The sequence below is a fragment of the Legionella sp. PATHC039 genome, from assembly GCF_026191275.1.
Lineage (GTDB): Bacteria > Pseudomonadota > Gammaproteobacteria > Legionellales > Legionellaceae > Legionella > Legionella pneumophila.
Genome location: NZ_JAPHOP010000001.1, coordinates 1411602 through 1426916 on the forward strand (window position 1 = coordinate 1411602; position 15315 = coordinate 1426916).

Consider the following 15315-nt stretch of genomic DNA (forward strand, 5'->3'; position numbering starts at 1 on the left):
ATGCGTTATTCCTCCTATGAAATGAAAAAAAACAGATTCACTTATGGCCTTGCCCTTGGAGCTCTTGGGATAGTATTTGGTGATATAGGTACTAGTCCACTGTATGCTTTAAAAGTTACTTTATCAGGCATTCCTATCAATCAATTCAATATATTAGGCGTATTATCGCTCATTTTTTGGTCATTAATCATCGTTGTTTCTTTTAAATATCTGATGATTATTTTTCGGGCAGATAATGATGGGGAAGGAGGAATTTTGGCACTTCTTGCCTTAATGAAGCATAAGAGTACCAAATATCAACCTCTATTTTACATAGTCGCCATTTTTGGTGCCGGTTTGTTATTAGGTGATGGTATGCTAACACCGGCCATTTCCGTTGTCAGTGCGGTAGAAGGTCTTGGAACTCTTTCTGATAAGCTCTACCCTTACGTTCTTCCCATAGCTTCTGTGATCCTCGTTTTGCTTTTCTCTTTGCAAGCCAAAGGCACAGCAAGGATAGGCTACCTTTTTGGGCCACTTATACTTATTTGGTTTATAACCATAGCCATATTAGGAATATTACAAATTGTAGAGCATCCAGTAGTTTTACAAGCCATCAATCCCTACCATGCCATTGCATTTTTGGTTGATGAAGGCCTGCGAGGATACTTTTTGCTGGGGGGGATTTTCCTAGTAGTAACAGGAGGGGAAGCCTTATTTGCAGACATAGGTCATTTTGGTAAAAATCCAATCCGATTCAGCTGGTTTTTTATAGCGCTTCCCTGCCTGCTATTAAATTATTTTGGCCAAGGCGCTAACCTGATAGTACGCCCCGAAGAAATAAGTAACCCATTTTTCATGATTGCCCCACCATGGTTTTATCTGCCTTTAATTATTATTGCAACCGTTGCTACAGTGATCGCATCCCAAGCAGTAATTTCAGCAACTTTTTCACTAACCAAACAAGCGGTGCTGTTAGGTTTATGCCCCAAAATTCCAATTGTCCAGACCTCCATGCTGCATTCAGGACAAATCTATGTTCCGCAAATCAATTTTATTCTATTTATCGGTACCATGGCATTTTGCCTGGCCTTCAAAACCTCAGATAACCTGGCTCATGCTTATGGAATTGCTGTAAATCTTGAAATGCTTTTAGTTGATGCCATGGTTGCTTATGCCGCTGTTTCAATATGGAGATGGCCAACATTCAATGTAATATTCCTCTTTGGTCTATTCCTTTTGATTGATTTAGCCTTTTTAGGGGCTAATACTCATAAATTCATTACGGGTGGCTGGGTTCCAATTGTTTTAGCTTTCTTTATCGCCTTCATTATGTACAGTTGGCGCTATGGGTTAGAGTATTTAAGAGATAATTTTTATATGAACAAAGAAGATATCTCTAAAATTTTAAAACAACTACAATATAAAAGTTTAAATCAACTGCCCGGTGTTTCGGCGATTTTTATTACTGATGTTTATGACAAAAGTGGTGGTAGCTTTCTCCATTTTCTTAAACTAAACCGCTCAGTACCGGAAAATGTCTTAATTGTAAATTATATTGTTGATAACATTCCTTATGTTCATTACAGCCAGCGCTATGAAATTGTTTGCCTTGATGAAAAAGTATGTAAACTAGTAATACATTATGGCTTTATGGAAACAATTAATATCCCAAGAAGTCTGGAAAAAGCTTGCAATAAAAATATACTTCCTTTTAAGTTCAATGTTGACACAGCAACATTTATGGTTGAAATACCCAATATTATGGCTTCGAAAGAAAAAAGATCACTAAGTTTTTATTGGCAAGAAAAACTGTTTGCTTTCTTGATGCGCAATTACTCAGCGAATTTAAATATTGAATTCTATAAATTACCTTACAATAGAACTATAGCAATAGGTACCTATTGTATTTTATGAGTTTTGGCCAGGGTCTGTTGACAGTTTGTTCTCTTGCGTCGAAATGGCAACAGCCCCTAATCATCGCAGTAAAATGCTATCCGTGATAACATCCCAAATTTATTTTAAGGACTGATTATGTGGTTCAATAATGCACTAATGTTTCAATACAAACTAGACGGTGGATGTGACTTAAACCGTTCTTTGACTGAAGAAGCGCTTAAGCCCTGCCCTCCCCATGCTCGCTTTACTTATGGCTGGGTTCCTGCGTTTGAGCAGGAAATGGTGCATGAAGTGGCTGGTAGCACGCTTATTTGCCTGGGTAAAGAAGAGCGAATCCTCCCTAGAGGAGTCATTAATAAAATGCTCAAGGAAAAAATTCAGCAAATAGAAGCAGCCCAGGGTCGACCGGTAAAACGCGCAGAAAAGGCTCAAATGGCTGAGGATCTTGAATTTGAACTATTGCCTAAATCCTTCTGTGTTCAAAAAAAACTTTTAGCGATTCTTGATAGTGTCAGTCAGAGATTAATTATTAATACTTCAAGCAGCAATCAGGCGTCTCAGTTTACTTCTTTTTTGCGTAAATCAATCCCTGGTATTGTGATAGAACCATTAAACCTTACCGAAAATCTTGCTTTACGATTCGCAGAATGGATCCATTCTCCAGCAACTCTCCCTGATGACTTTCAATTAGCCTCCGATTGTTTACTCTTTTCTCTTGAAGATGAAAAAAAACGAGTCCATTGCAAAGGCTACGAATTACCTGCCGAAGAAATCCTGACTCTATTGGCTCAAGGTATGGGGACTGCAGAAATCTCATTAATTTGGAAAGAGCGGATTCAGTTCACCTTGACGCAGGATTTTACTTTTAAAAAACTGAAAAGCCTTGATTATCTGATCGACGATTTTAATGAGATCAGACAATTGGAAGAAGAGTATCAAAGACAAGATGCCGCGTTGACCTTATTAAGTGGGGAGTTAAGAGAACTTATTAACGGATTAATGAAGATATTTGTTAATCATGCAGAAATGAAATCGGCTCAAATTGAAAAAATTGCAGAAGATTGCACAATATAAAGCGATATCATTTTAACCTGGAACCTATCGAGGGAGCTCCTTTGTTAACAGAGTTCCCTCTCCTCTTGACTCAAGGGAAAACGAGTGGATTGCATATCACATGCTGAACCCAGCTGACAGAATAAACTCTATAAGTTTTTGTATTCATCAAGAATTAATTCTGACCATATTGGAAGTATGATAAGTAGCCTTGTAGACAGCCATAGCATCCTCTGCTGCCTTGTTAAGCCCTAAAGCTTTATTGGATTCGTACATCACCACTAATGCCTTTTGAGCGCTGGGAGCTTGGGGATAGTTTTTCACTAGATAACTGGCCCGTTCAATGGCAGCCACATACATTTTACGTTTGAAATAGTAAAGAGAGACATTGAGCTCGTGCTGAGCAAACATATTTCGTAAATAAATCATACGTTGCAAAGCGTTAGCTTTATATTTGCTGTCAGGGAATTTCTGAATTAAAGTAGCAAAGTCAACCAGTGCTTGAGTTTGTGTCCCAGGGTCTCTCCAGGATTCATCCATAGGGAGCATTTTGGCAAATACGCCTCGTGTTTGCTGGAAGTTAGCCAAACCTCTCATATAGTAAGCATAATCAACGTTTTTTGCTCGTGGATACAGATGAATAAAGCGCTCAGCCGTTGCCGCAGCAGAAGGATAATCTTCGTCTTTATAATAGGCATAAATAAGCTGCATTTGAGAGCTTTCAGTATAGTCACTAAAAGGATACATAGACTCCATGGCTTCCAACTGTTTGGCAGCAGTAGCATATTCCTCTTTTTTTAAAGAGGTTTGTGCCGCAGTGTAGAGCTGCTTAGCGGTCATGCCTTTATATGGGTTATTATCCTCATCATCTTTTCCCCATTTAGTACACGATGAGATTCCAACAACTAACCCAATAAGAAATAACACATGAATTCGTTTCATAAAGCACACCTATCAATTATATCTGCTGTATTTATAAGTACAGCAACTGGAAAATTTGGGACATTATACCTAGGACCAGTTAATTTGCGAACAACCTATTATTCTTTTATTTATCTATGAAAAAACATTTGCAAAATGATAGGCGTTCATATAGTATTCTCGACCGGAGAGATGGCAGAGCGGTCGATTGCGGCGGTCTTGAAAACCGTTGAAGGGCAACCTTCCCAGGGTTCGAATCCCTGTCTCTCCGCCAGACAACATTACCACGGTATATTTTCCCAAGACAACCAATTTCACTTTAGCGTTATTCTGTTCTTCAAGCACAAAAATTAAGTGAATGACATCTAACCCATTAATACAAAAGACTAAAGTCATTGTATCTATTAACTTGATACTGCCAGTTCAAGAGTTGTTTTGATATGGAGCACGGTGCTTTCTCCACGGGTTACTTTTTTTGCAAAAACAGATGAGCGATTTTCACTAAGCAATTGTTGGGTAGATTGTCCATCATTAACTCGTGTGGCAAGCCAATTATCGATGGCTTTTCTATATTCTGTAACATCCACAGGCAAATCAGCCAATTCATTTGAGAGTACTTTAAACCGCTGTTGCTTCGCTTGGGGATCTCCGAAACCCACTATAAGGCCAGCATGATGAATCTCTTGATCAGCCAATTTTCTTATCTGCTGGCAAGCAAAATATTCTTTAAATTTCATTAGAGTTTCATGTTGATATTTATTGGAAAAATCAATTACCCATTTAGCATAATAAATCAAACTCTGCATGTGGCCATGTGGATTTCTTTTGCCCAGATTTCTTTCCATATGGTTTAATACAGCGAGTAAATCACTGTTACTCTGGCAATTGCGGATATCTTGCTCGTAATTACCTACTTCAATATGCGTTCTAGAAACTTACATGATCATGGTGATTGTGAGAAATCACTACTATATCAATTCTGGGTAATTTTTTACTACCAGTTCCCTCAATTAAACTCCCTTCTTTTGTCATACGCGGGTATAGAAATGGAGCCAAATCACCTTCAACAGGATAAGTGACTACATGCAATGGCGAATCATGAGCCGGTATGGTCATTAGATTTGATGCATGGCCAATCCAGTAATGAGTGGCTGATTGTTGTGGGCTTAACCCTGGTTCAATCGCTGGATCATTGGCATAGACCTCACTATCCAGATAGTCATGTTCTTTATAACGTGCGGTTTCAAAAATATGAATACCCATTTTAGCCAATAACCAATTGCATAAGGCTTTTAATCTTTTCCATTGAGTAGAGAAGAAAATTCGCTGGGCTTCTGAGCCATGTTGATACGCTTTATAATCGTCTGGCGAGGTATAATGCCCAGTGCACGTATTATATTGAATCTCAGGAAGAAGATGCCGTTTCAGATCATCCCTGAATTGATTCTCGATATGAAAATGTTCCAGTCTCTTGATAATCAAGTTTTTGCGTTTCAGGTACTGACTATTCTCTAAATTAAAATTCAAGCCCTCAATTACCCGATTCGGTTGTAAATGAAGGAAATTTTGTAAGGTAATAAACAAACTAGCATATAAACTATGAGTCTTATCTACTTCGCCGCTCGAAACTTCATTGATAATTTTCTTTAAATAATTACTAAGAGCAGTAGCATGTATTGATTCAGATTTGAAAAGCCAGTTTCTTGTAACTTGCTCATTTTTAAAAGAAAAGCAAGATAGTGGCAAATTATGGTGTGCAATAAGGATATTAAGATTATTAATAGCTTGTTGTATTTGAGCATCCGTTAACATATTTTCTTACTGTATTATCCAATCAGCTGATTCGTTTGCTATGTTTTGCCAAGAGTCATAAATGTCTGCTTCATTGAATTCTCAATATTTTTTATGATTTCATGATATATCTTTGTTTGATTACGCTTTCCACTTCCTCTATACCAAAATCCAGATTTTCCTGCTTGGCAGCCCATATCGAAAATCTATTTTTTGCTACTGAAGTATCTCGAGCACTTTTATCCTGTAGCCATAAAGCATGGGCTACGCTCTCCGGAGTCAGCGGTTTTTTCTTATTGACTTTGATGCCTGATAAAAACTCCGGTTTATCAGGAGTAAGGAAATCAGAAAGGTTGATTTGCTCATGTAAATTTTTTTCTAAACGAACCAAATGCTCCCTATGAGCACTCCTTAAGCATTTTACCTCATTAGAATAATGCGATGTTTCTTTAGCGTACTCTTTCTCATTGATATAAATATCGATTGACCCTACCAGTCCTGTTGTAATCAAAGCTGCTCCAACAGCAATAAGAGTTACTCCGATGGGGGCAAGAACGCCAGTCAAAAATAATGCCGCACTGACTCCTACGATTAGACCCATAAAAATACTAAATCCAAATGACTCTTTATTTCTACTGAAAAAACCCTCATTTTTGGGAGGAGATAACCGGCTTAGATCAACTTGTAAATGATGATTTGCTTTATCTTTATCTATAAAATATTGTTTTACCAGAGGATTGGTTTGATAATAGTTTCTAATCTTTTGTTCAACACTTGCGACCTCAAATTGACTTAAGAGCAAAATATTTCGATTATCCTGACGTGTTCCATCAAATTTTATATCATAGAAATCGGATTTTATTTTTTGAGCCATTGCTTTAAAAATATGGGCTAACTCCGGGTTCTTTCTCTGTGCATCCTCAATCATTTTAATCTGTGCATAACGCTCAGAAATATTATTTAATATTCTGCTTATTTCAGTAGTTTTTTTATTTACAGAAGGCATCTTACTTAACGATAAGGAAATCTTGTTGGATAACTCACTTAGATGCTGCTCATAAATTCCATCTTTGAAAAACTCAATATCTGCAGCCATATTAGCTTTTATTGAATTGATATAGTGTCTTAATTTTTCATCATCCAATTGTTCTGCCAATTCGATGAGAATATTGAATTGTGCAGATTTTCGGTCACGATCGTCTATATTTCGATTCCCTTTGATCCGTGAAGTCAATTGTCGAATATAATCCCCATTGAGAGTTCCATCTTCCTTAAAAACGCCTTTTATTAAACTGGCGACTTTGTCATTATTAATGACTCTCTTTAATTCTCTTTCAATAGCATCAGGAGTGTCCATATCGACTGTTGATTGAGCTTCAGACCTTACATAATTTGGAGAAGCAAGAACTGATACTTTCCTGTCCTTGTAATTCCTAACGGTATTTTGGATAACTGAAATAATCCAGCCTTTATGTTTTCCTTCACTATCCCCATTTGGAGCAGCAACCAGGGAAAATCCTGAGGGTTGTCCAGAAGAATTTTTATAAGAAAAACAAATTCTCGTTGTATTTCTTGTTACTTCCATGAATGCTTTAGGGTCTTCTTCTGACAAAGGTAACGAAAAATGTTTGGTTTGAAGAATTTCTCCTATTACCGCACCGGTATTGTCTCCCTGAGAAAAGGATGGATAAACACCTTCTGATAGCGCCAAATCACCTTGTGGATTGACAGTTAACCAATCAGTTTTTAATTGCGCAACAGTAAGTCCATCAAAATCCACGTAACAGGTTCTTTCAAGATCTTTATCGATTTGCTCAATAGTTTTAGCAACAATATTTTTTTGTATTTTGGTTTGTTTCAATACTTCTTCAGGAATTAATTCAACATCTTTGGATAAAAATACACATTCAGGCAATGAAAATGTTTTAGGTACCTGTTGATAAGTTAAATTGAATTTTTTAATACCGGGCATAATGGCTGGCTCCAATATTTTCTCAATGCATATATTGTAACATTTTATTCATCAAGAAAACATTGGGATCAATATGATTATATTAATACCATTATTATCTCTTTTGAATCAAATAAAAACGGTATGATTAATCAGATAAAAGGGAGGAGCAAAATAAAAAATATTCCCGTGCCATACTTCTTTTTACACGGGATATCATTTAATTTAGAAATCAGTACTGTACTTTTTATACACTTCATCCGCTGCTTTCAATGATTCCAAAAGTTGTTTCATTTTATCTAGAGGCCAACTATTGGGACCATCACTTAGTGCTTTATCCGGATCAGGGTGAGTTTCCATAAATAACCCTGATATTCCAACAGCTACAGCTGCTCTTGCAAGAGCCGGAATAAATTCTCTCTGCCCCCCGGATACACCATTATTGCCCCCGGGCAATTGAACCGAATGTGTTGCATCATAAACCACTGGACAGCCGGTTTCACGCATGATAACGAGGGAACGCATATCAGAAACCAAATTATTGTAGCCGAAGCTCACTCCTCGCTCACAAGCCATAATTTGCTCATTGCCTTGCGCCTTTGCCTTCGCAATTACATGTTTCATTTCCCAGGGAGCAAGAAACTGTCCTTTTTTAATATTAACCGGTTTATTCATGGCAGCAACTTTTTGGATAAAATTGGTTTGCCTGCATAGGAAGGCTGGCGTTTGTAATACATCTACCACACTGGAGACTTCAAATAAGGGCGTGTCTTCATGAACGTCAGTCAAAACAGGAACACCTATTTGTGATTTGACCTTTTCCAGAATCGATAACCCTTTTTCAAAGCCAGGCCCTCTGTAACTGGAAATAGATGAGCGGTTTGCCTTATCAAAAGAAGACTTATAGATGAAAGGGATATTCAATTGACTGCACATTTCCTTTAAATATCCTGCGGTCTCTAAAGCCAGTTCTTCACTTTCAATAACACAAGGGCCGGCAATCAAAAACAATGGCTTATCTAAGCCTGCTTCAAAACCACATAATCTCATTTTTTGTCCTTCTCTTGATGGTGAATACGAGCTGCAAGTACAAATTCTTTAAATAGAGGATGACTATCTCTTGGATTTGATGTGAACTCAGGATGAAACTGACAAGCTAAAAACCAGGGGTGGTCTGCTAATTCTATCATCTCAACCAGTGAATTATCTGCTGATCGTCCTGAAATAATTAAGCCATGTTTTACTAAACTATCCACATACTTGTTATTGACTTCATATCGATGTCGATGGCGCTCTATAATTTGTGGTTTGCCATAAACTTTTCTTGCCAGAGTGCCTTCAGCAAGATGACAGTATTGTCCGCCCAAGCGCATGGTTCCACCCAAGTCAGTATTTTCGTCCCTGATCTGCTTGCTACCATCGGCATCCATCCATTCACTAATTAAACCAAGCACTGGATACAATGTTTCTTTATTGAACTCAGTCGAATTAGCTCCTGTTAAACCAACTACATTTCTCGCAAACTCAATAACAGCTGTTTGCATACCCAAACATATCCCTAAAAAAGGAACCTTATGCTCCCGAGCATATTGGATAGCCTTAATTTTGCCTTCGACTCCTCTCTCACCAAAACCACCAGGTACCAAAATAGCATCAATGGATTCAAGCAATAAAGCGCCATGCTTTTCTATCATCTCAGCATCAAAATAGATAATTTCTACTTTTGTTTCCGTATGAATTCCAGCATGCAATAAAGCTTCATTAATCGACTTGTAGGCATCATTCAGCTCCGTATATTTACCTACCATAGCGATTTTCACTGTCATCGTTTGAACTGCTTGCATATCAACTACTCGTTGCCACTCGCTCAAATCAGCCTGCTTAGCTTCCAGGCTTAGTTTCTTAACAACAATTTCGTCTAAATGCTGCGCATGTAGAATCATAGGTATTTGATAAATACTATTCGCATCCTCAAGAGAAATCACAGCTTCTTTTTCAACATTAGTGAATAATGCGATTTTAGCCCTGTCTGCCATGGATAATGGTTTTTCTGAACGGCAAATCAATACATCTGGCTGGATACCAATAGAACGCAATTCCTTTACCGAGTGTTGAGTTGGTTTGGTTTTGGTTTCCCCAGAAGTAGCAATATAAGGAACCAAAGTAAGATGAATAAATATTGCTCGTTGTGAACCTAACTCAATACGCATCTGCCTAATTGCTTCAAGAAAGGGTAGTGATTCAATATCACCAACAGTTCCTCCTATTTCAACCATAGCCACATCGAATGCATCTGCACCGAGTTTGATACAGCGTTTGATTTCATTAGTAATATGAGGAATAACCTGGACTGTCCCTCCTAAATAATCACCTCGTCTTTCTTTCTTAATTACATTTTCGTAAATTTTTCCCGATGTGAAATTATTACGCTTGGTCATTGTTGTTTTAACAAAGCGCTCATAATGTCCCAAATCCAAATCGGTCTCCGCCCCGTCATTCGTTACAAAAACCTCACCATGCTGAAAGGGACTCATAGTACCAGGATCAACGTTAATGTAGGGATCAAGCTTTATCAACGTAACGCGAAGACCACGAGCTTCAAGAATAGCTGCAAGAGATGCGGCTGCTATGCCTTTTCCTAAAGAAGACACAACACCGCCAGTAATAAAAATATATTTTGTCATTTTTTGACCCCGCTCAAAATGCCGAATCCACCAATTTGGTGTTCAATTTAATTTGCATGTAAACGGGATTCAATTCTATCAAAATGAAAATATAAATAACAGAAATTTGAGCAAAATTAATAGAATTATTGCAATTGTTGTTTAATAGAACGCATGGAAACCGCACAATCTATCGCATCTCTCCCTTTATGGCCGTGAGTTCCTCCCACTCTTGCCAAAGCCTGCTCATCATTTTCAGTAGTTAATACACCAAAGATAACCGGGATATTATAATCTAACATAACCCTTTGGCATCCCTGACTAACCTGATCACAAACGTAATCATAATGAGAGGTTTCACCACGGATAACTGCTCCAAGTGCCACTATAACTTCTACTTTTTGTTTTTTCGCTAGCAACTGTGCAACAAACGGAATCTCTACTGCTCCAGGAACCTCAACTAAGGTAATGTCCTCCGATTTAAAACCCAGTTCAGTCAATCTATCTAACGCCCCTTTTTTTAATGCAGAGGTTATCAATTCATTAAAAGTACTTACAACTAGCGCTATTGGAAACGTGACACCATCACTAACAATTGTTTTTATCTCTCTCATGTTTATCCTAATCAATGGCTAATAAATGCCCCAGCTTTATTTTTTTGGTTTTTAAATAACTGTGATTTTCTCTGGAGGGCTTAATTTCCAAAGGAATGCGTTGAGTAATCTTCATTCCATAACGCTCAAGAGAAGCGATTTTTAAAGGATTATTTGTCAGCAACCTTAATGCTTCAACCCCCAAATATTTTAATATTTGGTATGCTACGGCATAATCTCTATCGTCAGCGGGCAATCCTAATTCCAGATTAGCATCGACTGTATCAAACCCCTGCTCTTGCAAAGCATACGCCTTTAATTTGTTTGCCAAACCTATTCCACGGCCTTCCTGACGCAAATAAATTAATATACCGCCTTCAGCTCCGATCTGGGATAAAGACAACTCCAGTTGCTTTCCACAATCACATTTTCTGGAGCCAAAAACATCACCTGTTATGCACTCAGAATGAATTCGAACCAAAGGCACTTGATTACCATACAAAGGGGGTTTAACCAAGACAAAATGTTCACCAGAATCTATCTGATTCTCAAAAACAGTCATAGTAAAAACACCATTCTCCTCGAGAGGAATCTGAGTGGTTGCGACAGGATTAATAAGATTTTCGTGACGAATTCGGTAATTAATCAAATCTTTAATGGTGACTAAAGGTATTTCATGTTTTTTTGAAAAATGAGCTAATTCATCACGTCTGCTCATTGTTCCATCTTCATTAATGATCTCACAAATCACTGCCGCCGGGGTCAATCCAGCAAGTCTTACCAAATCAACACTACCTTCTGTTTGACCTGGTCTTTCTAAAACTCCTCTCTTTCTAGCCCGTAAAGGAAAAACATGTCCAGGTGAAATGATATCAGATGGCCCACTTAGTGGATCAATAGCCACTTGAATTGTTCGAGCTCTGTCTCTTGCTGAGATGCCTGTGGAGACACCGTTAGCCGCTTCAATCGAAACCGTAAACGCCGTTCCATACGGCGATTTGTTATGCCGAGCCATCATGGGCAGTTGGAGTTTGTCTATCAATTCTTCAGCCATAGGCAAACAAATTAAACCACAACCAAGACGAGACATAAAATTAATGGCTTCAGGAGTAGCGTGCTCAGCAGCAATCACCAAATCACCTTCATTCTCTCTATCTTCATCATCCATTAGAATAATCATTTTACCGGCTTTAAGTGTCGCCACAGCCTCTTCTATTGTTGCTAATGAATGTTTCATGACACTTCCTCTTGGTTCAATTTCCCGATAATTTGAAGCTGATGAGCCACAATACGGGTAAGATAATCAAATTCAATATTGACTTGCTGGCCCACTCTTAATGAACCGAGATTGGTCATTGATAATGTATGTGGCACCAGCATGAGTCCGACGGTTTGTTCTGATACAGTATTAATAGTCAAGCTAACTCCGTCTACTGTAATGCTACCTTTGGGTATTAAATAATGATTGTGTTCTGGGATAAAACCCTCCAAATCCATCGCGATAAATTCATTAACAACACGAATGGATTTCACTTTAGCCCTGGTGTCTACATGACCCGATACATAATGACCACCAAAACGGGTTGATGCCAGCATAGCTCTTTCAAGATTAACCATGTCGCCAGATGATAATTTTGACAATGTGGTAACATGCAGAGTTTCAGGTGAAATATCAAAACACAGTTCAGGAAAATCTGCTGGCAAAAGGGTTAAACAAACCCCATTTACAGCGATACTCTCACCAGGTTTCAAATCCTTATAGCTTGAAGAAACGACTAAACGACTAGAATTTTCTCCTTGCCTATTCACTAATACTTTGCCTGTATTTTCTATCAATCCGGTAAACACTCATCCTCCTGCCAATCCAAACATGCTATCATATTGTCACCCATAGCTTGCCAACTCACCGTATGAGCTTTTTCAAAAATCCCCTGTTGTTGATAAGCTGAAATCGCTTGATGCCCTAAACTACCGGGAACTAAATACAAATAGGTTCTATGCACCAATCCCTTACTATGTAACGCAGAAAAAATAGCTCCGCCTGCTTCAACCCATACGTCATGATATCCCAGTTGACCAAGATGAGTTATTATTGCCTCCAAGTCCATCAACCCATTTTGCAAAGGCATCGCATAATGAGTGCTATTAGGATAAGTCTTTGCCTGATTTGCTTGTGGTTGATGATAAATGTGGCAATGTTTTGCTGTCGAAAAAATGATTGTGTCATCAGACAAACTTAAATTGCGGTCAACAATGGCAACTGGCTTTGCTACTAATCCGCTATCTAATCTGGCGTTCATTCTTGGATTATCCATTTGAACTGTCTTGGCACTGGTTAATATGACATCACTGGCAGCGCGCATTTGATGAGTGAACTGTTCGCATAAAGCATTGGACAAAACTACTCGAGCTCCCTCAGACTTTCCAATTTTACCATCAAAAGTTTGTGCTATTTTAGCAGTGACTCTTGGTTTATGGGTCATAGTCCAATAAGCATAGCTTTTATAGAACACATCAATTGCCTTTATAGGAATATGCCTGACTTGTACTCCATGTTCACGTAATTTTTCTGAGGAGTTACTTTTGGCAACAATGGGGTTTGGGTCAAAATAGGAAAAAACAACCTCTTCTATACCATGATTGATAATAGCATCAACACAAGGGGGAGTTTTGCCCCAGTGATTACAAGGCTCCAGCGTGACATAAAGCGTAACCCCTGGCGTTTGGGGTAGAATTTGTGATAACAATAATTGTTCTGCATGCGGTGTACCTGCACCTCTATGCCATGCCTGTGCTATAATATTACCATTTTGCACAGCAACCGCCCCAACGCTGGGATTGGGGGCACAAAAGCCTCTCCCCAGTTTGGCTTGTTTAAGTGCTGCAAGCAGAAACTGTTCGTGCATATATTAACCACCTTCTTAATGTGGTCGAATGATAACAAATTATTCAATTATTGAGTAGCCTAATGATTAAATTGAACTTAAATTATAAGTTAATCACGAAAAAGACATTACCTAAACTATTTTACTGGGGTTTGGGGATTGTCTTCTTTTTTTTAGCACCTACAACTAATGCCGGGAGTCTTTCACCCTATACAACCAAAGAATTGGAACAATTAGAAAGAGAATTTATTCAACTTATTAATCAATCGGACAGCGTAGAGCGCAATCCTTTGGCCAGTCAATACATCAACTCCATAGGAAAAAAACTGGCACATTATGGCCGTATCAAAACACCTTATTTTTTTATTGTTAAATCCAAAGAAATCAATGCATTTGCAGGTCCAGGAGGGTACATAGGCATTAATACCCAACTGATTTTAACGAGCAGCAATGAAAGTGAACTGGCAGCTGTAATGGCTCATGAAATTGCGCATGTTCGCTTACATCATCTTTACAGCATTATAGAACACCAAAAACAGATGCGTGTTCCATTATTAGCCTCTATTCTGGCGTCTGCAGCCTTGGGCGTCTTAAATCCAACTGTCGGGATGGGCGCTATGATGGCATCCGTTTCCGGATTTTCCCAGGACAACATCAATTTTACACGCTCAAAAGAAAAAGAAGCCGACAGAATTGGTATAGACATGCTTATTAAGGCAGGCTTCAATCCTCAAGGTATGGCCGCATTTTTTAATAAAATGCAAGAAAATTCCCGTTATTATTACACTGCCAATATTCCAGCAATACTGCGGACTCACCCCCTGGATGCTGACAGGATAGCTGAGGCTGAAAACAGAACCAGCCGTTTGCCTAAAAAACATTATACTGATTCTTTGGACTATGCCTTATTTAAAGAGTTAATCAGAGTTTCTGTCGCCTCTAATAATAAACAAATTCTTGATTATTATGAGCATCATTGCCATAAAAAAAATCCCGCCACTGCTTGCCAGTATGGATACGTACTTGCCTTGTTAAATAATAACAATTTTCAAAAAGCAGCTGAAAAATTAAACCCTTTACTATTACAGGATAATAGTAATCTCAATTTTCAAATTGCTATGGCTCAAGCTGAATTAGGTTTATCACAATATCAATCAGCACTCTCCCGTCTTGCTGAATTACAAAATAATTTTCCTGACAATTATGCTGCTCTAATCGCATACGCCCAAGGATTGTTAACCGCAAACCAACCCCAAAAAGCCACAGCCGTACTTCTTAAGGGTAGTAGACAATACAAAGAGGACTTACCACTTTGCCGAGAATTGGCAAGAGCTCAAGCTGAATCCCATCAGAAAAGTTATGCCTATTTTACTCAAGCGCAATGCTTACTACTTGAGGGGCAAAAAAGAGGTGCTATTGCTCAGTTAAAAGTGGCGCAGAAACTGGCCAAAAAGGATGCTTATTTATCCGCAAGAATTTCAGCAAAAATTGATGAAATAAAATTTATGGTTGAAAACTAATCAAAATGTAGATTAATTAAAACAAAATGATCTCATTTATAATTCGCTAAGGGTGTAAGG

The 15315-nt window shown here is 38.3% G+C and carries 13 protein-coding genes and 1 tRNA gene; 4 read left to right on the plus strand and 10 right to left on the minus strand.

Annotation, left to right across the window (positions count from 1 at the left end; all coding sequences use genetic code 11):
• Positions 1-21: 21 nt before the first annotated feature.
• Together OQI99_RS06410 and OQI99_RS06415 are read left to right on the plus strand one after the other, a co-directional pair.
• The gene (locus OQI99_RS06410) at positions 22-1896 is read left to right on the plus strand and encodes a potassium transporter Kup (protein ID WP_265732354.1); all 1875 of its coding nucleotides are present in this window, start codon (positions 22-24) and stop codon (positions 1894-1896) included.
• A gap of 117 nt (positions 1897-2013) precedes the next feature.
• Positions 2014-2952, plus strand: a complete 939-nt coding sequence (locus OQI99_RS06415) for a recombination-associated protein RdgC (protein ID WP_265731505.1) — start codon at positions 2014-2016, stop codon at positions 2950-2952.
• Positions 2953-3099: 147 nt separating this feature from the next.
• Here OQI99_RS06415 and OQI99_RS06420 read toward each other — a convergent pair whose 3' ends face one another.
• Positions 3100-3873, minus strand: a complete 774-nt coding sequence (locus OQI99_RS06420; protein WP_265731506.1) for an outer membrane protein assembly factor BamD — start codon at positions 3871-3873, stop codon at positions 3100-3102.
• A 165-nt stretch (positions 3874-4038) separates the two neighbouring features.
• Here OQI99_RS06420 and OQI99_RS06425 point away from each other — a divergent pair.
• A tRNA-Ser gene (locus OQI99_RS06425) sits at positions 4039-4126 on the plus strand.
• Positions 4127-4256: 130 nt separating this feature from the next.
• Here the strand turns inward: OQI99_RS06425 and OQI99_RS06430 are convergent.
• From OQI99_RS06430 to ribD, 9 genes are all read right to left on the minus strand, one after another.
• A complete protein-coding gene (locus tag OQI99_RS06430; protein ID WP_265731507.1) occupies positions 4257-4697 on the minus strand; it encodes a hypothetical protein in 441 nt (146 codons plus the stop codon).
• An 82-nt stretch (positions 4698-4779) separates the two neighbouring features.
• Positions 4780-5664: a hypothetical protein gene (locus OQI99_RS06435; RefSeq protein WP_265731508.1), complete on the minus strand. Its 885-nt coding sequence runs from the start codon at positions 5662-5664 to the stop codon at positions 4780-4782.
• A gap of 91 nt (positions 5665-5755) precedes the next feature.
• Positions 5756-7648, minus strand: a complete 1893-nt coding sequence (ravS, locus tag OQI99_RS06440) for a Dot/Icm T4SS effector RavS (RefSeq protein ID WP_265732355.1) — start codon at positions 7646-7648, stop codon at positions 5756-5758.
• Between the two features lie 171 nt (positions 7649-7819).
• Positions 7820-8644: a 3-deoxy-8-phosphooctulonate synthase gene (kdsA, locus tag OQI99_RS06445; protein ID WP_010946916.1), complete on the minus strand. Its 825-nt coding sequence runs from the start codon at positions 8642-8644 to the stop codon at positions 7820-7822.
• A complete protein-coding gene (locus OQI99_RS06450; protein ID WP_010946915.1) occupies positions 8641-10278 on the minus strand; it encodes a CTP synthase in 1638 nt (545 codons plus the stop codon). The genes kdsA and OQI99_RS06450 overlap by 4 nt, the downstream gene beginning before the upstream one ends.
• Positions 10279-10403: 125 nt before the next feature.
• Entirely contained in the window at positions 10404-10871 is a 468-nt protein-coding gene (ribH, locus tag OQI99_RS06455) for a 6,7-dimethyl-8-ribityllumazine synthase (protein WP_010946914.1), read from the minus strand.
• A 7-nt stretch (positions 10872-10878) separates the two neighbouring features.
• On the minus strand, positions 10879-12087 hold the full coding sequence (locus OQI99_RS06460; protein WP_061513578.1) for a bifunctional 3,4-dihydroxy-2-butanone-4-phosphate synthase/GTP cyclohydrolase II: 1209 nt from the start codon (positions 12085-12087) through the stop codon (positions 10879-10881).
• The gene (locus tag OQI99_RS06465; RefSeq protein WP_061513577.1) at positions 12084-12698 is read right to left on the minus strand and encodes a riboflavin synthase; all 615 of its coding nucleotides are present in this window, start codon (positions 12696-12698) and stop codon (positions 12084-12086) included. Before OQI99_RS06465 ends, OQI99_RS06460 begins: the two co-directional genes overlap by 4 nt.
• Complete coding sequence (gene ribD / locus OQI99_RS06470) at positions 12683-13756, minus strand: bifunctional diaminohydroxyphosphoribosylaminopyrimidine deaminase/5-amino-6-(5-phosphoribosylamino)uracil reductase RibD (RefSeq protein WP_265731509.1); 1074 nt, start codon at positions 13754-13756, stop codon at positions 12683-12685. The genes OQI99_RS06465 and ribD overlap by 16 nt, the downstream gene beginning before the upstream one ends.
• 62 nt (positions 13757-13818) lie before the next feature.
• Between ribD and OQI99_RS06475 the strand changes: the two genes are divergently transcribed.
• The gene (locus OQI99_RS06475; RefSeq protein WP_061513575.1) at positions 13819-15255 is read left to right on the plus strand and encodes a M48 family metalloprotease; all 1437 of its coding nucleotides are present in this window, start codon (positions 13819-13821) and stop codon (positions 15253-15255) included.
• Positions 15256-15315: the final 60 nt, after the last annotated feature.